Here is a 24,846-nt window from a genome sequence, read left to right as displayed (position 1 = left end):
GCCCCTGGTCCGCTCCAGCTACCGCGCCGGACGCCTCTACCAGCAGGCCATCACCGCCCGCGGCGAGAACTGAGACGCGCAGGGGAACGCCCCGGCCGCGCGCGGCCGGGGCGTTCCTCTCTTCCGGGGGGACAGAAGTCTTCAGGCGGGTGCCCTCACCAGTTCTTCTCGACGCCGGGGACGTTCGCCGGGAGCCGGTGGCCGGGCGGGTACATGATGTAGGCGATGCCGCCGCTGGAGGAGCTGCGCTGCCAGACGTTCTCGAAGTTGGCCCGCGGGTAGACGTTCCGCACGGCCGCGTCCGAGGACGACGCGGGGTCGTTGATGATCGGGTCGCCGGTCTTGGTGAACCCGACGACCACGAACAGGTGGCCGTTGGTGCTGTAGCCGGCGCCCGGCAGCTCCGAGGCCTTGAACGACTGCGAGGTCACCACCGGGATGCCGGCCTTGATGAACTGCTCCAGCTCGGTGAGCGAGCGCAGCCGGGTGATGAACCCGTTCAGGCCGAAGCGGGCGGCGTACGCCGGGTTGAACGGCCAGTTGCCCGCGCCCTGGTAGTTGTAGTCGTAGACGTTGCGGGCGGCGTAGTCGACCTGCGGGTCGGCGTACGACGGGTCGACCCAGGACAGGTCCTTCTTGGACGGCCCGCGCTTCCAGTAGGAGACGACCATGGAGGTCGAGGTCGGGCTGCACCACGCCTCGCCGCCGTTGTCGTACTGCGGGTACTGCCCCTTGTGGATCTCCTGGGAGTACGTCGGCACCTTCAGCTCGATGCCCTCCGCGCCGCCGAGCGGGCTCACCGGCACCGTCGTACGGGACGGCACCAGCGAGGCCATCGCGCCGACCGAACGCAGCACCGGGCGGACGTGCCCGCCGGGCAGCCGGTAGAGCGTCACGCGGAGCTGGTACGACGTGAGGGAGTTCTTGGCGACGAAGGTGTCGATGTCGACGTTGCCGTTGTCGTCCTTCTGCCCCGGAACCGAGGTGCGGTTGATGTCACCGCCCTCGCCCGGGTCGTCGGCCGCCCAGCGGCCCATGACGTACCACTTCGTCTCGGCGCCCGTGCCGGTGTGCCCGCGCATCTCCACCTGCAGCCAGCTGCCGTGCGGCGTGCTGGCGTTCCAGGACGCGATGAGCTGGCTGGCCCCGAACCCGATGGAGACGTTCGGGGAGGTCCAGCGGGCGTAGTCCCAGGTCTTGGTGCCCGCGCCGTACGGGTCCGTGTAGGTGGTGGTGCCGACGGGATGGGCGATCGTCAGCGCGCCCGACCCCAGGCGGCGCACTCCTTCGGAGGAGCCGGCGGCGAAGTCGCGCGCCGACGTCCACTGGTGATAGGCGACGCGCGACTGTTCTGCGGGGGTCACCTCCGCCGAGCCGGGCGCCGTGGTCGCCACGACCGTGGCGAGACCAGCTGACACGAGAAGCGGAACCTTCCATACCGAAGCACGTACATCGGACCAGGCCATGACGACTCCAAGAGCAGCGGAAACCTGCTTCGGGACGCTAAGACGGCGAACCGGATCATGTCAACGCTTTACACGTCCTGTGGCTGGATCGAAATTTGTTAACGCCGCACTGGCCCGCTTTCGACTCGGGTCCCGAACCCTCGTATCCTTCCATCCATGCCAAAGAAGCCCCAGGACGGCACGCAGGACGAGCGGACCGGTCGCCTCAAGCAGATTCGCATGGTCGCCTCGTTGGTCCACCAGGCCAACCCGAAGGCGATGCCGATCGTCTTCGCGTCCGCGCTCGGCACTCTCGTCGTCTTCGTGGTCCTCGGGCTGGTCCTCGGCCAGGAGCTGTTCCTGATCCCGCTGGGCGTCCTGGTCGCCCTCCTGGTCGGCATGATCGTGTTCAGCCAGATGGCGCAGCGCACGCAGTACGCCATGCTCGAGGGCCGGCCGGGCGCCGCCGCCTCGCTGGTGGAGAACATGCGGGGCCGCTGGGTCGTCACCCCGGCCGTCCAGGCCAACCGCAACATGGACGTCGTGCACCGCGTCATCGGCGTGCCCGGCGTGATCCTGCTGTCGGAGGGCCCGCGGTCGCGGGTCGGCAAGCTGATCGGCGCCGAGAAGAAGCGCATCTCGCGGGCCGCCTCCGAGGTGCCGATCTACGACATCCAGGTCGGCTCCGAAGAGGGCCAGATTCCGATCAGCAAGCTGCAGCGCCACCTCACAAAGCTGCCGCGCAACTTGAAGAAGGAGCAGGTCAGCGAGCTGATCGACCGGCTCAACGCGCTGCCGCAGGCGATGCAGATGCCGAAGGGCCCGATCCCGAAGGGCGTCCGGATGCCGAAGGGTCCCAAGCCGCGCACCCGCTGAGCCCGGCCCCGCATCCGGTGGCTCCGACCGGCTCCGGTCAGAGGCGTACGACGACGGTGTTGGCCGCACGGTCGTGCAGACCGCGGTAGTCGCGGTCCCAGATCAGCGCGGGCACGACCAGGACCAGCAGCACCGTGCGCACCAGGGCCCAGAACGGCCCGACCGGGCGGCCGTCGAGGCGGACGACCCGCAGTCCGCACAGCCGCTTGCCCAGCGTCGTCCCGACCAGCCCGGTGAGCAGCCACGCCATCACGCCGAACACCAGGAGCGTGAGGAGGCTGCGGGTCTGCGGGCCGACGTGCAGGGCGCCCGCCAGGGCGGCGGCGATCGCCAGCGCGATCAGCCAGTCGATCACCAGGGCGCCCAGCCGCCGTCCGTACCCGGCCACGGCGCCGGTCCCCTCGCGCGGAAGACCCATCCGCTCCCCGGGGCGACCCAGGTCCACACCTGCCGCGCGAGCCCCTTCGATCCACGATCCGATCGAGCGGCGACGTTCACTCATACCCTCAAAGCTAGCCGCCGAACCGCGTCCAACGGTTCCAGGGTGGCCGTAACACACGCGAAACACATGGGACATGGCTTGGAAACGGCGGGTACCTAACGTTCTAACCGCACTAGAGCGCCCCAAGGAGGTTGGATGTTCAACAACGCCGAAGAGGTCCTGAACTTCATCAGGAGCGAAGGGGTGCAGTTCGTCGATTGCAGGTTCACGGACCTGCCCGGCACCACGCAGCACTTCACGTTCCCGGTGGAGAACTTCGGAGAGAACGTCTTCACCGACGGGCTGATGTTCGACGGCTCGTCCATCCGTGGGTTCCAGGAGATTCACGAGTCGGACATGCTGCTGCTGCCGGACCCGTCGACGGCTGTAGTCGACCCGTTCCGCCAGCACAAGACGCTGAACCTCAACTTCTTCGTCCACGACCCGCTGACCGGCGAGCCGTACACCCGTGACCCGCGCAACGTCGCCCGCAAGGCGGAGGACTACCTGCGCGGCACCGGCATCGCGGACACGGCGTTCTTCGGCCCGGAGGCGGAGTTCTACATCTTCGACGACGTGCGCTTCGAGACGAAGGCGCACGAGTCGTACTTCCACATCGACTCCATCGAGGGCGCGTGGAACACCGGCCGCAAGGAGGACGGCGGCAACCTCGGCTACAAGCCGCGGTTCAAGGGCGGCTACTTCCCGGTCCCGCCGATGGACCACTTCACCGACCTGCGCTCGGAGATGGTCCGGCAGCTCATCGAGTGCGGCATCGAGACCGAGATGCAGCACCACGAGGTCGGCACCGCCGGTCAGGCGGAGATCGACATCAGGTTCGACACGCTGCTGACCATGGCCGACAAGATGATGCTCTACAAGTACATCATCAAGAGCGTCGCCCGGCAGCACGGCAAGACCGTCACCTTCATGCCCAAGCCGATCTTCGGTGACAACGGCTCCGGCATGCACTGCCACCAGTCGCTGTGGAAGGACGGCTCGCCGCTCTTCTACGACGAGGTCGGCTACGCGGGCCTGTCCGACACCGCCCGGTACTACATCGGCGGCCTGCTCAAGCACGCCCCGTCGCTGCTGGCCTTCACCAACCCGACGGTGAACTCCTTCCACCGCCTGGTCCCGGGCTACGAGGCGCCGGTCAACCTGGTGTACTCGCAGCGGAACCGCTCGGCCTGCGTCCGCATCCCGATCACCGGGTCGAACCCGAAGGCCAAGCGCCTGGAGTTCCGCGTCCCGGACCCGTCCGCCAACCCGTACCTCGCGTTCTCGGCCATGCTGATGGCCGGCCTCGACGGCATCAAGAACAAGGTCGAGCCGCCGGAGCCGGTGGACAAGGACCTGTACGAGCTGCCGCCCGAGGAGGCGCGCAACATCCCGCAGGTCCCGGGCTCGCTGGAGGCCGTCCTCGACGCGCTCGAGGCCGACCACGACTACCTCCTCGAGGGCGGCGTGTTCACGCCGGACCTCATCGAGACGTGGATCTCCTACAAGCGCGAGAACGAGCTGGACCCGATCCGGCTCCGCCCGCACCCCCACGAGTTCGAGCTGTACTACGACGTCTGATCGACCCACCGATGGCGAGGGGCCGCCGACCGACAGGTCGGCGGCCCCTCGCCGTTCACAGGCAGCTTGTGCCCCGACTTTCAGTCGCTCCAGCAGCGGAGATCCAGCGCGCCGACGAGCGCTACGCGGTGGGGGTACAGCAGGTCCGTTCCAGGGTGTGGGCGTCGGCCTTGACGACGTAGACCTCCCACGGCTCGGAGCCGGGCCCGCGCACCCAGACCTTGTCCTGCAGGGCGTAGCAGCAGGAGGTGTCGGTCTCCTCGAAGGTCGCCAGGCCGGCCCCCTTGAGCCGCTCGGCCGCGGCGGCGACCTGGGCGGAGTCCTCCACCTCGACGCCGAGGTGGTCCATCCGGGTGTCCTCGCCCGCCTCGCCCTCGATCAGGACGAGCTTGAGCGGTGGCTCGGCGATGGCGAAGTTGGCGTAGCCGGGCCGGCGCTTGGCGGGTTCGGCGCCGAAGAGCCTGGCGTAGAAGGTGACGGAGGCCTCCAGGTCGGCGACGCGCAGGGCAAGCTGGACACGGGACATCGGACGGTCCTTCCTCGGGTGACCGACAGACTGATTAGATGTTCATCTAATCAGCGGATCGCCGCCAGTTTGCGCCGCTATATAGACACATGTCAAATTAGATGCATGTCTAATCGTGGACTGCCACTGGTCGACGCGGCACCGACCGAGTCGGAGGCGTGCTGTGCGCCGCTGGCGTGCGAGCCGCTGACCGCCGGTGAGGCCGAGGAGCTCGCTCCGCTGTTCAAGGCGATCGCCGACCCGGTCCGGCTGCGCCTGTTGTCGCTGATCGCCTGCCATGACGGCGGGGAGGCGTGCGTGTGCGATCTGACGTCGGCCTTCGACCTGACGGCGCCGACGATCTCCCATCACCTCAAGGTCCTCAAACAGGCCGGGCTGATCGACTCTGACCGCCGGGGCACCTGGGTCTACTACCGGGTCCGGCCCGGCGCGCTCACGCGGCTGTCGGCGCTCCTGCGGCCCCGGCAGGCGTTCGCGGCGGTGGAGGCGTGATGGCCGCCGGGCCCGGGATCCCCGAGGTGTTGTTCGTCTGTGTGCACAACGCCGGGCGCTCCCAGATGGCCGCCGCGCTGCTCGACCACCACGCCGCCGGGCGGGTACGCGTCCGCTCCGCCGGTTCCGCGCCCGCGGCGGAGATCAACCCCGCCGTCGTCCAGGTCATGGCCGAGTTCGGTGTCGACCTGTCGGCGGAGTCCCCCAAGGCGCTGACCGGCGAGGCGGTCCGGGCGGCCGACGTGGTGGTCACCATGGGCTGCGGTGACGCCTGCCCGGTCTTCCCGGGCCGGCGGTACCTGGACTGGCGGCTCCCCGATCCGGCGGGCAGGTCCGTCGACGAGGTCCGCCCGATCCGCGAGGAGATCGACCGCCGCGTCCGCGCCCTGCTCGGCGAACTCCTCTCGGACGACGACCCCGGCGCCGGTCCGGCCGATCGGGCCCCCGTCCCGGCCGGCGTCACGATCCGGCCGATGCGCGGCGACGACGCCGGCGCCGTTCTGGCGATCTATCAGGCGGGGCTCGACGGCGGCGAGGCCAGCTTCGAGACCGAGGCTCCGACCTGGGACGCCTTCGACCGGGCGAAGCTACCGGAGCACCGGCACGTCGCCGCGGACACGGCCACGGGGCAGGTCCTGGGCTGGATCGCGGTCACCGCGGTGTCCGGCCGCTGCGTCTACGCGGGGGTCGTCGAGCACAGCGTGTACGTCCACCCCGACCACCACGGCCGCGGCGTCGCCGCCGCGCTGCTGCAGGCCCTCATCGAGTCGACGGAGGCCGCCGGGATCTGGACGATCCAGTCGGGCGTCTTCCCCGAGAACGCGGCCAGCCTGCGGCTGCACGCCAGGGCCGGCTTCCGTACCGTCGGAGTCCGGGAACGCCTGGGCCGGCACCACGGCCGCTGGCGCGACGTCGTCCTTCTCGAACGACGCAGCACCACCGCCGGAACGTCCTGACCGACAGGTTGCCGCTTCTGACCCGGACGTGGAATTTGATCGATCATTCTTCCGCCGGACACTGGCCGAAGCGGACCGGCTGACATAGCGTCCGAAGTCGTGACTCCGCCCACCGCTGAAGCAGCAGGTTTCCTGCGTCGGCGGCTAAGCCTCCGCGCAGAGGACCAGCCCGGCCCTATGCAGAACGTTCAGTGCGCCCACGTGGTCGGCGTTGTCGGCGATCCCGCACCTGACGCACTTGAACCTAGCTTGGGTGAGGCGGTTCTCCTTCGCGACATGCCCGCATGCGGGGCAGGTTCGGGAGGTGTTGCGGGCGTCCACTGCGATCACTCGGCGGCCGGCGCTTTCAGCCTTGTTCGCCAGGATCGACAGGAACTGCCCCCAACCCGCATCGAGGATGCTCCGGTTCAGCCCGGCCTTGGCTGCGGCGCCATTCGGCAGGAACGCACCCTCGTTGCCGGGATCGGGCTTGGGCGCGGGCTTCTTGGTCATGCCCGCCGTGTTCAGGTTCTCGTACGCGATCACATCGTGCTTCCGCACGAGAGCGAGTGCTCGCTTGTGGTGGTGGTCGGCACGTTGACGCCGGATCTTGGCGTACAGCTTGGCCACCTTCCGGGCGGCAGCCCGATGCTTCTTGGTCCGGTGCCGGGTGCGCTTAGGGAACGTCGCGAGGTGCTGCTGGGCGGCGGCCAGTTCAGCAGCCATCGTGCCGAGGAATCTGGGATTTTCGACGTGCACGCCGTTCGAGTCGGTGAAGAAATGCACCGTGCCCATGTCAATGCCGACGATGGATCCGGTGGCTGCAAGCGGATTGGCGGGAACCTCGTCACAGGCGAGGATGACGTACCAACGCTTTCCTTCGCGTTTGACGCTGATCGTCTTGACCCGGCCTTTCACGGACCGGTGCTGGTGCACGCGAACATGCCCGACGCCTCGCAGACGCAGGCGGGTCTGCTTGTCGTGCGGCGTAGAGTCCCAGCGGCAGCCGTCGCCGTCCTTGGGAAAGGCCACGGTGTCGAAGTGCCCACCGCCCTTGAAGCGCGGGTACCCGGGCTTGTCGCCGTTCTTGATCCGGCGAAAGAAGGCTCCGAACGCCTTGTCCAACCGTCGCAAGGTCGCCTGCTGGCTGGAGAAGGACCAGCGACCCTGACCTGGTGGGTCGAACGCTCGGATCTCTTTGAGCTGTGCGGACTGCTCGCCGTAGGTGATGCGGGTCTTCGAGGCGTGCCGGTAGGCGTCCCGCCGCTCCTGCAAGGCTGCGTTGTAGAGCGAGCAGTGGTCGGCCAGCATCGCCCTAAACTGGTCCTGTTGTCTGGCCGTTGGGCGGAGAAGGAACTTATAGGCGCGTATCAAGCCCGCCCCTCCTCCTTCTTCCAGGGGCGCTCCCACTGCGTGTCAAGGTACGTCTTCAACATCTCGGCGCTCACCGCACCGACCGAGACAGCGAAGTACGACGACTCCCCCACCCGCGCTCGCTGCCCTTCTGCTCGATCAGCCCATGAAGCGGAGCCCGACGCGCCCGTCCAGGACCGGACGGCGGCACTTCGAACACCACGCCACCTACAACTGCAGGTCGCACATACCACTCAATATCCGGCAGGTCTTTCTGGTCACAACCGCATCACCGTTTGTACACCCGCCGCAGGTCTCCTGCCGGGCGTTTCGCGCCACAGGTTAGGGATTCGATTCCCCCGCCGGCCGACGCCGGTGGCCACTCGGAAAGAAGGTCGGATGGACACGCCGCTGGTGCTTCTCGACGTGGACGGTGTTCTCAACCCCCTACAACGATCCCCCGGCTATCAGCGGTACCGCGCCTCCCCCAACGGCGTGGTCTACCGGCTGCTGCTCAACCCGCTGCACGGGCCGCTGCTCACCGCCCTCGCGGCCGACACCGGGGCGGAGCTCGTCTGGGCGAGCTACTGGACGGACGCGGCGAACGACTGGATCAGCCCCCGGGTCGGGCTGCCCTCCCTCCCGCACGTTCCGATCCCCCGGCACGATCCGCGGTTCTCGCTCGGGGCGTGGAAGGCCCGGCACGTGGCGGCCTGGGTCGGCAAGCGGCCGTTCGTCTGGCTGGAGGACGAGCCGGACGTCACGGAGGTGCTCGCCAAGGAGACCCGGCTGGGCCCGCATCTCATCGTCCCGGTGGATCCGCTGCACGGGCTCACCGAGACGCATGTGGACCAGGCGCGTACCTGGCTGGAACAACTCGTCCGGGACCATGGTTACTGACGAGCGACCTACAAAGGAGGGACCATGGCTTCGGTTCGGGTGGAGCGCACCGACGACGGGGGCTTCGTCGCCCGGAACGACCGCGGCGCGGAGGTCGCCGTCGGGAGCTCGGACGAGGACGGCGTCTTCACGCCCGTCGAGCTGCTGCTCGCCGCGCTGGGCGGCTGCGAGATCGTGACGATCGAGCCGCTCACCGCCAAGCGCGGTCACCGGCTGGTGAGGCTCGTCGCGAACGTCGCGGCCGAGAAGGTCGCGCCCACGAAACTGGGGCCGATCACCGTCACGTACGACGTGGAGTTCCCGGAGGGGGACGAGAAGGCGCAGCAGATCTTCACCGAGGTCGCGCACCGCGTGCACGAGAACCACTGCACGGTCGGCCGCGCGCTCCGCGAGGGCACCCCGTCCGAGCAGGTGCTGCCCGCGCTGCCCTGACCGCCGAGGCGCGGACACGCTCAACGGGGACGTACCCTGGGCACGATCCGGTGGGACCGATAGGGGACGGCATCCCCCCTGAGGACTAGGCGCGTAGTCTCCTGGGTCGAGTCGCAGACCATTCCTGGAGATGATCACAAAAGGGTGCGACTCGTCGAAGATTGAAATCATGGCCCAGCTAGCCGCCCCCCATCCCCGTCCCGTCGAGAAGCAGCCCGCCGCCTCGCCCGTGCCGTCGCCGGCGCCTCGGCTGTGGCGCGAGATCGCGCTGGCCGCCGCCTTCTACTGCGCGTACACGCTGGTCCGGCTGCTGATCCCGCATGACGAGGCGACGGCGTACGCGCACGCGTCGCAGATCCTGCGGCTGGAGCACGCGCTGGGCATCGACGTCGAGCTGGACCTCAACCACGCGCTGCTGCGGGCGCCGTCGCTGGCCAGGCCGGCGAACTGGTACTACGCCACCGCTCACTTCGCGGTCACCCTGACCGTGCTCGTGTGGCTCTACCGGCGGCGGCCCCAGCACTTCCGCCGCCTGCGCACGGCCCTGATGGTCGCCACCGGGATCGCGCTGCTCGGCTTCTGGCTGTACCCGCTGGCGCCGCCGCGTTTCCTCGGCGGCCAGGGCTTCGTCGACCCGGTGGTGGCGTTGCACAGCTTCGGCCTGTATTCCTCGCCCGAGGCCGGTTCGCTGACCAATCAGTTCGCGGCAATGCCGTCAATGCACGCGGGATGGGCATTGTGGTGTGCGGTCGCGGTGGTCACGCTTTCGCGGCGTCCGTGGGTTCGGGCGATCGCCACCCTTTACCCGATCGTGACAATTTTGGTGATCTTCTCGACCGCCAATCATTACGTGCTGGACGCGGCGGCCGGAGTCCTGATCACCGCGGGCGCGCTGGTCACCAGCGGGCTCATGCACCGGAAGACGACGGGGACCGGTCCGGTGAAAGATCACAAAGTGACAAACAAGACAAGGAATACCGACGGGTCACCCGATTCGATCTGAGAACATAGGGATCATGTCAAGGTCGGCCGTGGCGCCGGTCGCCACGGGCGACCTGACGGGGGTGCAGGCGGGCGGGCGACCCGCCGGGCGCCCCCGCTTCTATCGCGAGATTCTGCTCATCGCCCTCTGTTACGGCGCCTACTCGCTGGTACGCGATCTCGTGCCCCGCAACCACACGGCGGCGCTGAGCCGCGGGCATGACATCCTCCACCTCGAGCACCTGCTGCACCTGAACGTCGAGTTGTCGATCAACCGGCTGTTCACGGACGTGCGCTGGCTCGGGACGAGCGCGAACTACTACTACGCGAGCCTCCACTTCGTCCTCACGATCGGCGTGCTGGTCTGGCTGTACGTCCGTCATCCGGACCGCTATGTGTTCTACCGGCGGCTGATCTTCGCGACGACGGTCCTCGCCCTCATCGGGTTCTGGCTGTACCCGCTGGCGCCGCCGCGCATGATCGCCGGGTTCGTCGACACGGCGAACGCGTTCCACAGCGGCGGCCTGTACGAGTCCGGCGCCTCGCCGGTCGCCTCGGTGTCGAACCAGTACGCCGCCATGCCGTCGCTGCACACGGGCTGGTCGTTGTGGTGCGCGATCGCCATCGCCGACGTGACGCGGCCCAGCCGGGTCCGGTGGCTGGTGTACTGCTATCCCGCCGCGACCGTGCTCGTGATCCTGGGCACCGCCAACCACTACCTGCTCGACGCCATCGGCGGTGTGGTCACCCTGGCCGCCGGCTACGCCGCGACCCGGACCGTACGGGTCATGGTCCCGCGCCTCGGCCCGATGGCCCGCGTCTTCTCCACCGAGACGGGCGGCTCGACCGTCCGCTGACCGCGAGTCGACGCCCGTCGCCGAGATCAACCCTGCGCGCGAGCCCGAGCAGGAGTGGCGGCCTCCGCCGCCTCCTGGAAGTCGGCGATGGCCCCGCCGTGGTCCCGCGCCCAGATCGTCAGGACCTCGATGGGCTCGACGAGGGTCCGGCCGAGGTCGGTGAGGCTGTACTCGACCCGCCGTGGCGCTTCGGCATGGCGTTCGACCAGACCGTACTGCTGGAGCCGGCGCAGCGTCTGGGTGAGGACCTTGCGCGAGATGCCGCCGATGAGGTCGACGAGCTCACCGTGCCTGCGAGGCTGATGGCTGAGCCCGTAGAGCACGAGCACGGCCCATTTGTCGGAGATGATCTCGACCGCCAGGCGCGTGGGGCAGTCGGCGAGGAAGGTCGGTCCGGCCGCGTTCTGCATGAAAGTCGAAGGTACCAGGAGGTAACCGACGGCTCCGTAACGTCTTCCGCGAGCAACGAGACCAGCACCAAATGCGGAGGAGTCACCATGTCACGAGTCGTCGTGTTCGACGAGTTCGGCGGGCCGGACGTCATGCACGTCGTCGAGGAGCCGGTCGTCGAGCCCGCGGCCGGCGAGGTACGGGTCAGGATCGAAGCGTTCGCCGTCAACCCGCTCGACCTGATGATGCGTTCCGGCGCCTCGCCCGTAACCGTCCCCCTGCCACACGCTCGCCTCGGCGTCGAAGGAACCGGCGTCATCGACGCGCTGGGCCCCGAGACCACCGGGCTGGAGATCGGCGATCCGGTCATCCTCACGGCCGTTCCGGACGCGACCGTCAGGGGCAGCTACGCCGAATACACCACGGTCCCCGCGAGCCGGGTCGTCGCCCGGCCGGCCGGGCTGGGAATCACGGAGGCGGCGGCGATCTGGGTCGCGTACTCCACCGCCTACGGCGCGCTCGTCGAGAAGGCGGGAATGCGGCCCGGCGACCACGTCCTCATCACTGCCGCGTCCGGCGGCGTCGGCCGGGCGGCGATCCAGATCGCCGATCAGATCGGCGCCGTGCCCATCGCCGTCACTCGGCACACTGCGAAGAAGGACGACCTGCTCGCCGCCGGCGCCGCCGCGGTCATCGCCACCGACCAGGTGGACGTCGTCGAAGCCGTCCGCCACCACACCGGTGGGACCGGCGCCGACATCGTCCTCGACCTTGTCACAGGCCCCGGCCAGCAGGATCTGGTGAAGGCGGCCCGCCCCGGCGGAACACTGGTCGCCGCGGGCTTCCTGGACCCTCGGCCCACCCCCTTCCCGAGGAGCACGCCGCTCACGATCTTCAGCTACCAGAGCTTCGAGCACACCCTCGACGCCGTCGTGGTGAAGCGCATGGCGGCCTTCCTGAACGCCGGTGTACGCCTCGGTGCACTGCGGCCCGCCATCGACACGGTGTTCGCCCTCGACGACGTCGTCGAGGCACACCGCCACCGCGAGAAGGGACTCCACACCGGAGGGAAGATCGTCGTCACGGTCTAGGAACGGGCCAGAAGGAGCCGGCTGAATCAGTCGAGGTCCGCGCCCTGCGCCGCGCCGGCCTTGGCCGGCCGGATCTTCGCCAGGTTGTCCCGTACCGGATGCGCCCGGCCGGCCGGGCCGGCGGCGAAGGCGCGCAGGACGTTCTCGGTGACCCGGGAGACGAAGGGCGCCGCCTTGCCGGTCACCCCGTGGCCGCAGGCCCGGCCGCGCATCGCGCAGACCCAGCGCATGGTCCCGGTGGCGAACACCCCGGCCCCGCTCTTCGCGGTGTAGTACGTCGCGTCGGTGCTCGTCGTGGAGGTGCCGCACTGGATCGTCGAGTGGGCCAGCACCTCGATGGGTCGCGGTGTCGGCCCGCCCGCGGTCACCGCGTCGGACTCCGGCCCGATCACGCCGGGGAACTCCTCGCCCTTGCGCGCGCCGGTACCGGCGAACACCCAGTTGTCCGGCCGGTAGACCTTCCAGGCGCCGTCGGCGGGGAAGCAGGTGTACATGATCCCGATCAGGGCGCTCTCCGGGCGCGGCTTGGGCGACAGACGCCAGTCCTGGGTCTTCTCCGCCGGGTCCTTGATCGGGTCCTCGTCGGCGCTCTTGTAGCAGACGACGAGCCGGTCGGGGCCGAGGGAGGTCGGCTCGAACCGGATGTGCCGGTTCACCGCGTTCGCGCCCAGGAACGCGATGTTCATCCCGGCGTCGCGGGCCTTCGTCGCCTCGTCGCGCATCGCGGTCGACCAGTACTCGTCGTGGCCGAGGGTGACCAGCGCGCGGGCGCCGTCGAGCAGCCGCGGGTCGTGGTGCAGGTCGTTGTCGGTCTCGTACGCGAGGGGCAGCCCGGTCCGCTCGGCCAGCGCGATGGCGGGCTGTTCGAAGGCGAGGAACTTCACCGCGCCGTTCCCGTCGTACGGGCGGTCGAAGCTGACCGCGCGGGACCGGCCGTCGAAGCCGCCCGGTCCCTGGTACAGGTCGCGGCCGCCCCACATGTTGTACGCCTGCCAGGTCGTCGTGCCGTTCAGGACGACCACCCTGCCCGCCGTGCTCGCCGACCGGACGGTGATCGGCACGAACCGCTGGGTCCCGGAGTCGGCGTCGAGGCGCAGCAGGTAGGAGCCCTCGGGCCAGTCACGGGTGGAGACGGTGAGCGAGGGCTGCCACGGCGCGGTCACGGTGTGCGTCTTCCCGGCCGTCTTCGCGGCCGCCTGTCGCCGGCCGGCCTGGTGCGGCGCGACCCAGACCTTCCTCGCCTGGGCCCCGCCGTACCAGCCCATGCGGAAGGCGCTGACGGTGTAGCCCTTGGCGGTGGTCGAGACGAACAGCCGGAACGACTCCCCCGGAAGCACGCTCACGCGGTCGGCGAAGCCCTCGATGGCGTGCTCGCCCCCGGTCTTGCGCACCTTCCAGTCCGGGGATCCCGGCCTGGTGTTCTCGGCCACCGCGGGCGACGACGCGGACCGGGGCACCCGGGGCGGGACCGCGGCCCTGCCATGTCCGCCACCGCCACCGCACCCGGTGAGGACCAGGAGGAGGACAGCGAGAGCGGCGACGGGGCGGTTCATGATCACAGCTGGGATTGTCGCGTATCTGCGTCCCTGCCGACGCGGGGATGACCACGCGTTGACCTTCGCACGGCGTTCGGTCCCGGGTCTCGTCGGCCCGGGACCGCGCACCGGAACCGGCCGGCGCCCTGGCCGGCCGGGCTGGTCAGGGCACCGCCACGGCGCCACGGCTCGATGGCGCAGGCGACGTCACACGCTCGTGTCGTCGCCGTAGAAGACGCGCTCGACGACGGCGCGGGCGTGACGCGCGTGGCGGCGGTAGTCCTCCAGCATCTCGCCGGAGGCGTCGTAGCCGAGCACGCGGGCCACGGCGGAGCGCTCGCGGTGGTGCTCGGTCGGCAGGGTGTCCGAGGCCCGCCCCCGTACGAGCATGACGGCGTTGCGGATGCGGGTGGCGAGCCGCCACGCGTCGCAGAGCCGTACGGCGTCCTCGCGGTCCAGCAGGCCGGCCGCCGCCGCGGCGTCGAGGGCCGCGAGCGTCCGCGTGGTGCGCAGCTCCGGAACGTCGTACGCGTGCCGGAGCTGCAGGAGCTGGGCCACCCACTCGACGTCGGACAGGCCGCCGGGCCCCAGCTTCGTGTGCAGGCGACGGTCCACGCCACGGGGCAGCCGCTCGGCCTCCATCCGTGCCTTGAGCCGGCGGATCTCCATCAGGGCGCGGTCGTCGATCCCGCCCTGCGGCCACCGCAGCGGGTCGATCAGTGCCCGGAAGCGCGTGCCGAGCTCCTCGTCGCCGATCACGGGCGCCGCGCGCAGCAGCGCCTGGCTCTCCCACGGCGAGGACCAGCGCCGGTAGTAGGAGGCGTACGAGTCGAAGGTGCGCACGAGCGGGCCCTGCCGTCCCTCCGGCCGCAGGCCCGGGTCGATGACCAGCGGCGGGTCGGGCGCCGGCAGGGCGAGCAGGCGGCGCAGTTCCTCGGCGACCGCGTGCGCCGCGGGCGCGGCCTCCTGCTCCGCGCCCGGCACGGGGTCGTGCACGAACATGACGTCCGCGTCGCTGCCGTAGCCGAGCTCGTACCCGCCGAGGCGGCCCATCGCGACCACCGCGAACCTCGTCGGCAACGGCGCGCGGCGTTCCATCTCGATCTTGTGGACGGCGGCCCGCAGCGCCGCCTCGATCGTGACGAGGGTGATTGCGGTGAGCGCCTCGCCGGTCTCGCGTACGTCGAGGCGGCCGAGCAGGTCCGCGACCGCGACGCGCAGCAGTTCGCGGCGCCGGATGCCGCGTACGGCGGTGACGGCGTCCGCCGCCGGGTCGAGTTGCAGGCGGGCGGGGACGACGCTCATGTGCCGGCCCACCGCGGCCAGCGCCTCCCCGCGCAGCGCGTCGGACGACCGGGGCGTCAGTGTCGCGTCGCCGGTCAGCAGGGAGACGGCCTCCGGCGCGCGCAGCAGCAGGTCGGTGGCGTAGCGGCTCGAGGACAGCACGTGCGCCATCCGCTCGGCCACGGTGACGTCGTCGCGCAGCAGGCGGAGGTACCACGGCGTGGTGCCGAGCGCCTCGCTGACCTGCCGGAACCCGAGCAGGCCGGCGTCGGGGTCGGGGCCGTCGGCGAACCAGCCCAGCATGACGGGCAGCAGCGTGCGCTGGATCGAGGCGCGCCGGGAGACCCCCGCCGTGAGCGACTGCAGGTGCCGGAGCGCGCCGTCCGGGTCGGTGTAGCCGAGCGCCTCCAGCCGGGTACGGGCCGCCTCGCGGGTCAGGCGGGCCTCCTCGCCCGGCAGCCGGGCCACGGCGAGCAGCAGCGGCCGGTAGAACAGCTTCTCGTGCAGACGCCGGACCTCCCGGGCGTGCCGTCGCCACTCGGCGGTGAACTCCCCGACCGGGTCGGTGCGGAAGCCCAGCGCGCGGCCCAGGCGCCGCAGGTCGGCGGGGTCCTCGGGCACCAGGTGCGTCCGGCGCAGCCGGTGGAGCTGGATCAGGTGCTCGACGCGGCGCAGGAACCGGTACGCGCCGGCCAGCGCGGCGGCGTCGGCCCGGCCGACGTACCCGCCCCACGACAGCTTCTTCAGGGCGATCAGCGTGTTGGGGCCGCGCAGGCCCTCGTCCGTGCGGCCGTGCACGAGCTGCAGCAGTTGCACCGCGAACTCAACGTCGCGCAGGCCGCCGGGGCCGAGCTTGAGCTGCCGCCCGACCTGGTCCGGGTCGATGTGCGCCTCGACCCGGCGGCGCATCGCCTGGACGTCCTCGACGAAGTTGTCGCGTTCGGCGGCCCGCCAGACGAGCGGGGCGAGCGCCTCGACGTACTGTTCGCCGAGCTCCCGGTCCCCCGCCACCGGGCGCGCCTTGAGCAGCGCCTGGAACTCCCACGTCTTGGCCCAGCGCTCGTAGTACGCGCGGTGGCTGGCGAGCGTCCGTACGAGCGGGCCCGCCTTGCCCTCGGGGCGCAGCGCGGCGTCCACCTCCCACAGCGCGCCCTCGGCGGTGCTGGCCGAGCACGCCTTGATCATCCCGGACGCCAGCCGGGTCGCGGCCCGCAGCGCGGCCGTCTCGTCCTGGCCGGGCATCGGCTCGGCGACGAAGACGACGTCGACGTCGCTGACGTAGTTGAGCTCGCGTCCGCCGCACTTGCCCATGCCGATCACGGCGATGCGGCAGGTGCCGGCCTGGTCGCCGAGTTCGGCACGGGCGATGGCCAGGCCGGCCTCGAGCGCGGCGGCGGCGAGGTCGGCGAGTTCGGCCGCGACGTCCTCGACGTCCGTCACCCCCGTCAGATCCCGGCCCGCCAGGTTCAGCAGCGCCCGCCGGTACGCGGCCCGGAGCGCGAGCATCGGCTCCGGGTCTCCCGCGCGGGGCATGGGGTCGGCCGGGTCGGCGCCGACGGCGGTCAGCAGCGCGGTACGCAGCTCGTCGGCCGTGGGGCGCTGGAGTGCCGTGGGCCCGGCGAGGACCCGCCAGTGGTCGGGATGCCGTGCCAGGTGGTCGCCGAGCGCGGCGCTGACGCCGAGGACCGCGATCAGTCGGCCGAGGGCGTCCCGGTCGCCGGCCAGGTCCGCGCGGATGTCGCTCCGCTCCAGCAACCGGAGCAGCCCGGTGAGGGCCAGGTCCGGGTCCGCGGCGGTCCCGAGGACGTCGAGCAGGTCATCGCCGAGCCCCCGGCCGGCGAGCCGGCGTTGTGCCTCGGCGACGTCGGTGATGCCGAGGCGGGCCAGCCGGGCGGTCGTGCTCTCCGTACGGCGTTCGCTCACGATCAAAGATAATCATGAGCGCCCGGCGGGCTTCGCGGGAGTCTCGGATCGGGCCGCTCGGCGCGCTGCCGGCGCCCTCACCCGATATCCCGGAACGCTGGAGCCATCGTGAAACACCTTGGAGTTCTCGCCCACAGCACAGGGGGAGCCGCCCTCTGCTTCCTGACCTTCTGCGAGGAGGGCTTCCACCGGACCGGCCGCAACGAGCATCCGGACGTGACGCTGGACTACATCGCGTTCGGCTACAGCATGGCCGCGTGGGACGCGGGTGACCACGCGGCGGTCCGCGCCACCCTGGCCACCAGCGCCCAGCGGCTCGCCCGGGCCGGCGCCGACTTCTTCGTCTGCCCGGACAACACCGCCCACCTGGCCCTCGAGGTGCCGGGCCCGGCCCTCCCGCTGCCGGGGCTGCACATCGCCGAGGTCGTCGCGGATCAGGCCGCGGCCGAGGGACGCGCCCGCGTCGGCGTGCTGGGCACCAGGTACACCATGGACGGTCCGCTGTACCCGCGTGCGCTGGCCGCCCGCGGCATCGCCGCGGAGGTGCCGGACGCCGACGACCGGGCCCTCGTCAACGAGGTCATCTTCAAGGAGCTGGTGAACGGCGTGGTCAGCGAGGCGTCGCGGCGGGAGTACGTCCGCGTCATCGAGCGGCTGGCCGAGCGGGGCTGCGACGCGGTCGCCCTCGTCTGCACCGAGATCCCCTTGCTGATCACCCCCGAGGTCTCTCCCCTGCCGACGCTGGACTCGACGCGGCTGCTGGCCCGGGCGGCCTACGACGTCGCCGTCGGCGAGCGGGCGATGCCCGACTGGCACGGCGGCCCCCGATGAGCCCGGCCGGTCGCGTCGGCGGCGCTGAAGGCGGAGATCGACGAGCCCCGGGCGAAGTGTGCTCAGGAGAATCCGGTCGACCGGAATCGCCAACCAATGCCGCGGAAGACGCGTCTCCTATTTCACAGCAACTGTGAGTAAGGAGTCAGTCAGTGAGAATTCTCGTGACGGGCACCACCGCCGTCGTCACGGTCGCCGCGGCGGTCGGCCTGGCCTCGGCGGCGGTCGCGGCGGCACCGCGTCAGCCGGTGACGCGGGTCGGCGCGTCGGCGGCCGCGAAGGCCGCCAAGCCCGGCGACTTCAACGGCGACGGCTACCCTGACCTGGCCATCGGCGCCCCGTACGCCAAGGTCGGCTCGGCGACGACGGCGGGAGCCGTCGCGGTGGCGTACGGATCCAAGAGCGGGATCAACACGACGCGACGCCAGGTGATCAGCCAGAACAGCGCCGGAATCCCGGGCGCCGCGGAAAAGGGCGACCACTTCGGCGCGACGCTGGCCGTCGGCGATTTCAACCGGGACGCTTACTCCGATCTGGCGATCGGCGCGCCCGGCGAGGACATCGGCAGCAAGAAGGACGCCGGCTCGCTGACGATCGTGTTCGGTTCCAAGAAGGGATTGTCGACGAAGGCGGTCGCGGTGGGCGGCGTCGGCGGCGCCACGCTGACCGCCGGTGACTTCGACAAGGACGGCCGTACCGACTTCGCGACCGCCGCGTTCGACGGCACGAAGATCTGGGTCGTCCGGGGCACGACCTCGACCAAGCCGAGCGCGGTCGGGATCAGCCCGGGCAAGGACGGTCACGTCGACACCCTCGCCGCCGGTGACGTGACCGGGGACGGTTACGCCGATTTGGCCGTGAGCTGGTATTGGGACGACCCGGCCGACCAGGGCACCACCAGCGTGATCGCCGGATCGGCCAAGGGCCTGGGGAAGAAGGTCGGTCCCACGATCGAGCTCGGCGACACGAACGGGCTCGCCGTGGGCGACCTGAACAAGGACGGCCGCGCGGACGTCGTCATCGGCGGCTACGAGGGCGACCGTTACCAGGTGTACCCCGGCACGAAGAGCGGGATGGACCAGAAGCACGGCGTCTCCGGGACCGAGGGCAGCTCCCCGGTCGCGGCCGGGGACGTCAACGGCGACGGGTACGCGGACGTCGCGTCGCACCTGTCACCCGAGGACGGCGACGACGTGGTCGGGACGCGTCTCGGCTCCGCGAAGGGCCTGTCCTCGAGCGTCCGCACGATCACGGAGCAGGGCGCCGGCATCACGCCGAACCACAACAACGCGTTCGGATCCTCGCTGGCCCTGACCGACCTGAACGGCGACGGCCGGGCCGACCTGGTGACCGGCGTCCCCGGGCTCGACGACTTCGCCGGGGCGGTGGCCGTGACGCCCGGCACCTCCTCCGGCCTGGGCACGTCGGGCACCAAGCTGATCAAGGCGAGCACCTTCGGCTTCGGCGCCGGCGCCCGCTTCGGCACGCTCCCCCGCTGAACGAGTAGAGGCCAGGGGGTCCCGACGGGAGCCCCCTGGCCTCGGTGTCTTCGGGTCAGATGACCGGTTCGGAGATGGTCTCCTCGAGCTGCTCCTTCGGGCCCTTGGCCGCCGAGCCGCGCAGCGGCACCTCGCGGACGAACCAGGCGAGGAGGAAGGCCAGGAAGGCGACGACCGCTCCGCCGATCACCGTGCCGTGCAGGCCACTGGTGACGCCGGACTTGAACGCCTCCTGCACCGGCAGGGGCAGCTTGTGCAGCAGTGCCGGCGTCACGTGCGCGCCACCCGACGCGATCTTGTGGGCGGCCTGCGGGCCGAGCCGGTCGGAGATGGTGTGCTCCAGGCGGTTCGTGAAGATGGAGCCGAACAGCGCCACGCCGAGCGAGCCGCCCACCGTACGGAACAGGGTGACCGAGCCGCTCGCCGCGCCCATGTCCCGCAGCTCCGCGCTGTTCTGGGTGATCAGCATGGTGTTCTGCATGATGAAGCCCATGCCGAGACCCACACCGGCGGTGAGCGCCGAGCTGACCGCCGTGCTGGTGTCGACCTTGAGCAGGAGCAGCATGAGCATGCCGACCGTCATCACCGCGCCGCCGATGATCGGGTACAGCTTGTAGCGGCCGTTGCGGGAGATCAGCTGCCCGGTCGTCAGCATCACGACCAGCATGCCGAACATCAGCGGCAGGAGGAGCAGGCCGCTCGCCGTCGCCGAGGCGCCCTGGACGTCCTGCATGTACTGCGGGAGGAAGTTGACCGCGCCGAACATCGCCGCGCCGACGAGGAAGCTCAGGACCTGGGCGACCGCGAAGTTCTTGTTGCGGAACAGCCGCGGCGGCAGGATCGGCTCGGGGGCGCGGGACTCGGCGAGGACGAACAGGACCAGGGCCACGACCGACAGGATCGCCAGCCCGATGATCTGCCAGGATCCCCAGGGGTACTCGCTGCCGCCCCAGCTCGCGACCAGGGTGAGGGAGACGACGCCGACCGTCAGCAGGAACGCCCCGAGGAAGTCGATCTTCGCCTTGATGTGCGGGGTGTGCAGGCGCATGCCGACACCCGTGACGAGCAGGGCGACCGCGCCGAGCGGCACGTTGACGTAGAAGGTCCAGCGCCAGCTCAGGTGGTCGGTGAGGAAGCCGCCGATCAGCGGGCCGCCGACGAAGGCGATCGGCATCATCCCGCCGATGATCGCCTGGAAGCGGCCGCGCTCGCGCGGCGGGACGAGGTCACCGATGATCGCGAAGGCGCCGACCATGAGGCCGCCGGCGCCGAGGCCCTGCAGCGCACGGAACCCGATGAGCTGGCCCATGCTCTGCGACAGCCCGGACAGCATGGAGCCCGCGAGGAAGATCACGATGGACGCCATGAACATGCCCTTGCGGCCGTACAGGTCGCCGAGCTTGCCCCAGATCGGCGTCGCGGCCGCCGTGGCGAGGGTGTAGGCGGTGACGACCCAGGCGAGGTGGCTGAGGCCCCCGAGGTCGCCGACGATCGTCGGCAGCGCGGTGCCGACGATCAGGTTGTCGAGCATCGCGAGGAACATGCCGAGCATCAGGCCGATGATCGCGATGTAGATGGATCGCGTGCTTCTCGGCTCCGCCGCGCCTGGTGGCGCGGACTCCGCCGTGTTCGTCCCCGACATCGATAACCTCTCTCTGTGGTCGGACGCTTACTTGTCGACCGGCTAGTTTCTTTACCTGCCGTACGGTAAGTTAGGAACTAGCCGGTCGTCAAGTTAGTTTGGACGGAGATTGATCATGGGCGAGCCCCGCGGCGACACCCGGGAGCGGATTCAGGCGGTCGCGCTGGAGCTGTTCGCCGAGCACGGTTACGAGAAGACCTCGCTACGGGAGATCGCCGAGCGCCTCCACGTCACCAAGGCGGCGCTGTACTACCACTTCAAGACCAAAGAGGACATCATCGTCAGCCTGTTCGACGATGCCCTCGCCAGGTTGGACGACCTGATCGCCTGGGGGCAGGCACAGCCGCCGACCCTGGAGACGCGCCAGGAGCTGGTGCGCCGCTACGCCGACAACCTCTACACCTCGGCGCCGGCGCTCATGCGCTTCGCCCACGAGAACCAGGGCACCATGCGCGACCTCGCGGTCGGCGAGAAGATGAAGTGCCGGGTCCGGGCCCTGATCGAGCTGCTCGCCGATCGGAAGGCGCCGCTGACCGACCAGCTCAAGTCGGCGATGGCGATCTTCGGGCTGAACATCGCCCTCTTCACCTTCGACGACTACGACATCACCGACGAGGAGCGCCGCACCACCGGCCTCACCGTGGCGATGGAGATGATCTCCTCGTCTCAGAGCACCGAGAGGTAGCGGCGGCGTTCGTACTCGGTGACCTGGCGGCGGTAGTCCTCCCACTCCGCGCGCTTGTTGCGGAGGAAGAAGTCGAAGACGTGCTCGCCGAGGACCTCGGCGACCAGCTCGCTGCGCTCCATCGCGCTGATCGCCTCGTCCAGGCTCTGCGGCAGCGGCTCGATGCCCATCGCGCGGCGCTCGGCCGCGGTGAGCGCCCACACGTCGTCCTCGGCGCCCGGCGGCAGCTCGTAGCCCTGCTCGATGCCCCTGAGGCCGGCGCCCAGGATCGCGGCGAAGGCGAGGTAGGGGTTGCAGGCGGTGTCCGGCGCGCGGAACTCGATGCGGGTCGCGTGACCCTTCTGCGGCTTGTACATCGGCACGCGCACCAGCGCGGACCGGTTGTTGTGGCCCCAGCAGATGTACGGCGGCGCCTCGCCGCCCGCGCCGGCGGACGCGCCGACGCCGCCCCACAGGCGCTTGTAGGAGTTGACCCACTGGTTGGTGACGGCCGTGATCTCGGCGGCGTGCCGGAGCAGGCCGGCGATGAACGCGCGCCCGACCTTGGAGAGCTGGTACTCGGCGCCCGGCTCGTAGAAGGCGTTGCGATCGCCCTCGAACAGCGACATGTGGGTGTGCATCCCCGAGCCCGGGTACTCGGTGAACGGCTTCGGCATGAAGGAGGCGTGCACGCCTTGCTCGAGCGCGACCTCCTTCATCACCAGGCGGAACGTCATGATGTTGTCGGCCGTGGTGAGCGCGTCGGCGTAGCGCAGGTCGATCTCCTGCTGGCCCGGGCCGCCCTCGTGGTGGCTGAACTCGACGGAGATGCCCATCGACTCCAGCATCATGATGGCGTTGCGCCGGAAGTCGTGCGCGGCGCGGTGCGGCGTGTGGTCGAAGTAGCCGCCCAGGTCGACCGGCGTCGGCTCGCTGCCGTCGTCGGGCTGCTCGCCGAGCAGGTAGAACTCCAGCTCAGGGTGGGTGTAGAAGGTGAACCCGAGGTCGGCCGCGCGGCTGAGGGTGCGCTTGAGGACGTAGCGCGGGTCGGCGAAGCTCGGCGACCCGTCCGGCATGAGGATGTCGCAGAACATCCGGGCCGTACCCGGCGACTCGGCCCGCCACGGCAGCACCTGGAACGTCGACGGATCGGGCTTGGCGAGCATGTCGGCCTCGTAGACACGGGCGAACCCCTCGACGGCCGAGCCGTCGAACCCGATGCCCTCGGCGAACGCCTGCTCCAGCTCGGCCGGGGCGACCGCGACGGACTTGAGGAATCCGAGCACGTCGGTGAACCACAGCCGGATGAAGCGGATGTCGCGCTCCTCGAGCGTGCGGAGCACGAACTCCTGCTGACGGTCCAAAACGGATCCCCTTTGACGACCTGCTACGACAACTCTGGCGTTCTATCAGTGTGCCGTGTCCATGTTTCGGTCACGTTACAAGGTCGCGAAGCGTGACCGCCGTCCCGTCGGGGTCCCCGATGGCGTGCCGCCGGGGACCCCGACGGGTCACTCCTCGACCTCGGCGGCGGCCGGGTCGAGGACACGGGCCAGGAACCTGCGGGTCCGCTCGTGGGTCGGCTCGCCGATGACCTTCGACGGCGGGCCCTCCTCGACGATGACGCCGCCGTCCATGAAGACCACGCGGTCGGCGACCTCTCGGGCGAAGGTCATCTCGTGCGTGACCACCAGCATCGTCATGCCCTCGAGGGCCAGCTTGCGCATGACGCCGAGCACGTCGCCGACGAGCTCGGGGTCGAGCGCGGAGGTCGGCTCGTCGAACAGCATGACGTCCGGGCCCATGGCCAGGGCGCGGGCGATCGCGACCCGCTGCTGCTGGCCACCGGACAGCTGTGCCGGGTAGGCGTCCACCTTGTCGGCCAACCCGACGCGGGCGAGGTTGTCGCGCGCGATCCGGTCGGCCTGCTCGGCGGAGCGCCGCAGCACCTTGCGCTGCGCGATGGTGACGTTCGCGAGCACCGACAGGTGCGGGAACAGGTTGAACTGCTGGAACACCATGCCGACGCGGCGGCGGGCCGCGTCGATGTCCACGTCCGGGTCGGTCAGCTCCACGCCGCCGACGTACACCTTTCCGGCGGTGGGCTCCTCCAGGAGGTTCACGCAGCGCAGCAGCGTGGACTTACCGGATCCGGACGGCCCGATGATGCACACGACCTCGCCGCGCCTGACCTCGAAGTCGATGCCGCGCAGCACCTCCAGGTCACCGAACGCCTTGTGCAGCCCGGTCACCTGGACCGCCGCGGTGGTGTTGACGGTCGTCACCGCTGTCCCCTCTTCTGCCGGGCCTCCAGCCGCCGCGCCAGGTGGCCGAGCGGAATCGTGATGATCAGGTAGCAGATGGCGGCCACGATGATCGGCGTGGTGTTGCCCTGCTGGCTGGCCGCGTCCTGGGCGAGCTTGGACAGCTCCCGCTGCTGCAGCGTGATGCCGAGGAACAGAACGAGAGACGAGTCCTTGAACAGCAGGACCAGTTCGTTGGTCAGCGGCGGGATCACGATGCGGAGCGCCTGCGGAATGATGATCGAGCGCATGGCCCGCCCGTGCGACATGCCGAGCGTGCGCGCCGCCTCCATCTGACCGCGCGGCACGGCCTCGATGCCGGCCCGGATGGTCTCGGCCATGTACGCCGCCGAGACCACTCCCAGGGCGACGGCGGCCTGGCCGTACACGCCCCCGGGGAAGTTGACCCCCGGGAAGGCGAGCGGGACGCCGGTGCCCACGAAGATGAAGATGAGCAGCGCGGGCAGTCCCCGGAACACCTCGATGTAGGCGATGGCGAACCAGCGGTACGGCGGCACCGAGGACAGCCGCATCAGCGCCAGCAGCAGGCCGGCCACCAGGCCGAGTGCGAACCCGGTGACCGTGAACAGCAGGGTGTTGCGCAGCGCGACCGTGATGATGTCGGGGAACAGCGTCTTGGCGACCCGCCATTCGGCGAAGTTGGTCTTCAGCGCCCCCCAGTCCGCCAGGGACACGAGCAGGACGACGGCGACGACGAAGATGCCGTACTCGCCGCCCAGGATCAGCCGACGGCGCTGCGTGCGGGTCAGCCGCGGCGCCGCCTCCGCGTGTTCAGTCATTGCGGCCTCTCGAATCGATCAGGGC

The 24,846-nt window shown here is 70.2% G+C and carries 23 protein-coding genes and 1 pseudogene; 13 read left to right on the top strand and 11 right to left on the bottom strand.

The features are described 5' to 3' along the window. Positions 1-155 precede the first annotated feature (155 nt). Positions 156-1,418 carry a C39 family peptidase gene (locus tag ABD978_RS33845; RefSeq protein WP_345363851.1) on the bottom strand — a complete coding sequence of 421 codons (1,263 nt, stop codon included), beginning with the start codon at positions 1,416-1,418 and terminating at the stop codon, positions 156-158. 204 nt (positions 1,419-1,622) lie between these two features. On the opposite strand from ABD978_RS33845, the gene ABD978_RS33840 reads away from it, so the two are divergent. Beyond that, on the top strand, positions 1,623-2,321 hold the full coding sequence (locus tag ABD978_RS33840; RefSeq protein ID WP_345363849.1) for a DUF4191 domain-containing protein: 699 nt from the start codon (positions 1,623-1,625) through the stop codon (positions 2,319-2,321). 37 nt (positions 2,322-2,358) lie between these two features. Here ABD978_RS33840 and ABD978_RS33835 read toward each other — a convergent pair whose 3' ends face one another. Beyond that, the gene (locus ABD978_RS33835; protein WP_345363847.1) at positions 2,359-2,823 is read right to left on the bottom strand and encodes an RDD family protein; all 465 of its coding nucleotides are present in this window, start codon (positions 2,821-2,823) and stop codon (positions 2,359-2,361) included. A 135-nt stretch (positions 2,824-2,958) separates the two neighbouring features. Here ABD978_RS33835 and glnA point away from each other — a divergent pair, with 135 nt between their 5' ends. Further along, the gene (gene glnA / locus ABD978_RS33830; RefSeq protein WP_345363845.1) at positions 2,959-4,383 is read left to right on the top strand and encodes a type I glutamate--ammonia ligase; all 1,425 of its coding nucleotides are present in this window, start codon (positions 2,959-2,961) and stop codon (positions 4,381-4,383) included. A gap of 121 nt (positions 4,384-4,504) precedes the next feature. Here the strand turns inward: glnA and ABD978_RS33825 are convergent, their stop codons facing one another. After that, positions 4,505-4,909, bottom strand: a complete 405-nt coding sequence (locus tag ABD978_RS33825) for an ArsI/CadI family heavy metal resistance metalloenzyme (RefSeq protein WP_345363843.1) — start codon at positions 4,907-4,909, stop codon at positions 4,505-4,507. Between the two features lie 105 nt (positions 4,910-5,014). On the opposite strand from ABD978_RS33825, the gene ABD978_RS33820 reads away from it, so the two are divergent. The 3 genes and pseudogenes from ABD978_RS33820 to ABD978_RS33810 all read left to right on the top strand — a co-directional run bounded on the left by ABD978_RS33820 (position 5,015) and on the right by ABD978_RS33810 (position 6,357). Next, positions 5,015-5,401 carry a metalloregulator ArsR/SmtB family transcription factor gene (locus ABD978_RS33820; RefSeq protein ID WP_345363841.1) on the top strand — a complete coding sequence of 129 codons (387 nt, stop codon included), beginning with the start codon at positions 5,015-5,017 and terminating at the stop codon, positions 5,399-5,401. Beyond that, positions 5,401-5,805, top strand: a pseudogene (locus ABD978_RS33815) (arsenate reductase ArsC); the annotation flags it as partial. The gene ABD978_RS33820 and the pseudogene ABD978_RS33815, both read left to right, overlap by 1 nt. Beyond that, entirely contained in the window at positions 5,788-6,357 is a 570-nt protein-coding gene (locus ABD978_RS33810) for a GNAT family N-acetyltransferase (protein WP_345363858.1), read from the top strand. The pseudogene ABD978_RS33815 and the gene ABD978_RS33810, both read left to right, overlap by 18 nt. A gap of 144 nt (positions 6,358-6,501) precedes the next feature. On the opposite strand, the gene ABD978_RS33805 is transcribed toward ABD978_RS33810, so the two are convergent. Continuing rightward, positions 6,502-7,746, bottom strand: a complete 1,245-nt coding sequence (locus ABD978_RS33805; protein WP_345363839.1) for an RNA-guided endonuclease InsQ/TnpB family protein — start codon at positions 7,744-7,746, stop codon at positions 6,502-6,504. 342 nt (positions 7,747-8,088) lie between these two features. Here ABD978_RS33805 and ABD978_RS33800 point away from each other — a divergent pair, with 342 nt between their 5' ends. The 4 genes from ABD978_RS33800 to ABD978_RS33785 all read left to right on the top strand — a co-directional run bounded on the left by ABD978_RS33800 (position 8,089) and on the right by ABD978_RS33785 (position 10,859). Next, the gene (locus ABD978_RS33800; RefSeq protein ID WP_345363836.1) at positions 8,089-8,589 is read left to right on the top strand and encodes an HAD domain-containing protein; all 501 of its coding nucleotides are present in this window, start codon (positions 8,089-8,091) and stop codon (positions 8,587-8,589) included. 24 nt (positions 8,590-8,613) lie between these two features. Continuing rightward, on the top strand, positions 8,614-9,021 hold the full coding sequence (locus tag ABD978_RS33795) for an OsmC family protein (protein WP_345363833.1): 408 nt from the start codon (positions 8,614-8,616) through the stop codon (positions 9,019-9,021). 169 nt (positions 9,022-9,190) lie between these two features. After that, positions 9,191-10,024, top strand: a complete 834-nt coding sequence (locus ABD978_RS33790; RefSeq protein WP_345363831.1) for a phosphatase PAP2 family protein — start codon at positions 9,191-9,193, stop codon at positions 10,022-10,024. Positions 10,025-10,037: 13 nt separating this feature from the next. Continuing rightward, positions 10,038-10,859 carry a phosphatase PAP2 family protein gene (locus ABD978_RS33785; protein WP_345363829.1) on the top strand — a complete coding sequence of 274 codons (822 nt, stop codon included), beginning with the start codon at positions 10,038-10,040 and terminating at the stop codon, positions 10,857-10,859. Between the two features lie 26 nt (positions 10,860-10,885). Here the strand turns inward: ABD978_RS33785 and ABD978_RS33780 are convergent, their stop codons facing one another. Beyond that, positions 10,886-11,269, bottom strand: a complete 384-nt coding sequence (locus tag ABD978_RS33780; protein WP_345363827.1) for a winged helix-turn-helix transcriptional regulator — start codon at positions 11,267-11,269, stop codon at positions 10,886-10,888. Positions 11,270-11,356: 87 nt separating this feature from the next. On the opposite strand from ABD978_RS33780, the gene ABD978_RS33775 reads away from it, so the two are divergent. Next, a complete protein-coding gene (locus ABD978_RS33775) occupies positions 11,357-12,340 on the top strand; it encodes a zinc-dependent alcohol dehydrogenase family protein (protein ID WP_345363825.1) in 984 nt (327 codons plus the stop codon). A gap of 26 nt (positions 12,341-12,366) precedes the next feature. On the opposite strand, the gene ABD978_RS33770 is transcribed toward ABD978_RS33775, so the two are convergent. Together ABD978_RS33770 and ABD978_RS33765 are read right to left on the bottom strand one after the other, a co-directional pair. Continuing rightward, positions 12,367-13,893, bottom strand: coding sequence for a N,N-dimethylformamidase beta subunit family domain-containing protein (locus tag ABD978_RS33770; protein WP_345363856.1), 1,527 nt, complete (start codon positions 13,891-13,893; stop codon positions 12,367-12,369). Between the two features lie 189 nt (positions 13,894-14,082). Further along, positions 14,083-17,082 carry a bifunctional [glutamine synthetase] adenylyltransferase/[glutamine synthetase]-adenylyl-L-tyrosine phosphorylase gene (locus tag ABD978_RS33765; protein ID WP_425550794.1) on the bottom strand — a complete coding sequence of 1,000 codons (3,000 nt, stop codon included), beginning with the start codon at positions 17,080-17,082 and terminating at the stop codon, positions 14,083-14,085. A gap of 108 nt (positions 17,083-17,190) precedes the next feature. Here ABD978_RS33765 and ABD978_RS33760 point away from each other — a divergent pair, with 108 nt between their 5' ends. Next, positions 17,191-17,913 carry an aspartate/glutamate racemase family protein gene (locus tag ABD978_RS33760; RefSeq protein ID WP_345363823.1) on the top strand — a complete coding sequence of 241 codons (723 nt, stop codon included), beginning with the start codon at positions 17,191-17,193 and terminating at the stop codon, positions 17,911-17,913. 152 nt (positions 17,914-18,065) lie between these two features. Beyond that, the gene (locus ABD978_RS33755) at positions 18,066-19,412 is read left to right on the top strand and encodes an FG-GAP-like repeat-containing protein (protein WP_345363822.1); all 1,347 of its coding nucleotides are present in this window, start codon (positions 18,066-18,068) and stop codon (positions 19,410-19,412) included. Positions 19,413-19,467: 55 nt separating this feature from the next. Here ABD978_RS33755 and ABD978_RS33750 read toward each other — a convergent pair whose 3' ends face one another. Then, positions 19,468-21,054, bottom strand: coding sequence for an MDR family MFS transporter (locus ABD978_RS33750; RefSeq protein ID WP_345363820.1), 1,587 nt, complete (start codon positions 21,052-21,054; stop codon positions 19,468-19,470). 115 nt (positions 21,055-21,169) lie between these two features. On the opposite strand from ABD978_RS33750, the gene ABD978_RS33745 reads away from it, so the two are divergent. After that, positions 21,170-21,739: a TetR/AcrR family transcriptional regulator gene (locus ABD978_RS33745; RefSeq protein WP_345363818.1), complete on the top strand. Its 570-nt coding sequence runs from the start codon at positions 21,170-21,172 to the stop codon at positions 21,737-21,739. On the opposite strand, the gene ABD978_RS33740 is transcribed toward ABD978_RS33745, so the two are convergent. The 3 genes from ABD978_RS33740 to ABD978_RS33730 form a co-directional block, all read right to left on the bottom strand. Beyond that, a complete protein-coding gene (locus tag ABD978_RS33740) occupies positions 21,721-23,082 on the bottom strand; it encodes a glutamine synthetase family protein (RefSeq protein ID WP_345363816.1) in 1,362 nt (453 codons plus the stop codon). The genes ABD978_RS33745 and ABD978_RS33740 overlap by 19 nt on opposite strands. 147 nt (positions 23,083-23,229) lie before the next feature. Then, the gene (locus ABD978_RS33735) at positions 23,230-24,003 is read right to left on the bottom strand and encodes an amino acid ABC transporter ATP-binding protein (protein ID WP_345363814.1); all 774 of its coding nucleotides are present in this window, start codon (positions 24,001-24,003) and stop codon (positions 23,230-23,232) included. Further along, positions 24,000-24,821, bottom strand: a complete 822-nt coding sequence (locus ABD978_RS33730) for an amino acid ABC transporter permease (RefSeq protein WP_345363812.1) — start codon at positions 24,819-24,821, stop codon at positions 24,000-24,002. Before ABD978_RS33730 ends, ABD978_RS33735 begins: the two co-directional genes overlap by 4 nt. Positions 24,822-24,846: the final 25 nt, after the last annotated feature.

Source organism: Actinoallomurus liliacearum (assembly GCF_039542035.1).
Classification (GTDB): Bacteria; Actinomycetota; Actinomycetes; order Streptosporangiales; family Streptosporangiaceae; genus Actinoallomurus; species Actinoallomurus liliacearum.
This window is presented reverse-complemented; position numbering and strand designations above follow the sequence as displayed.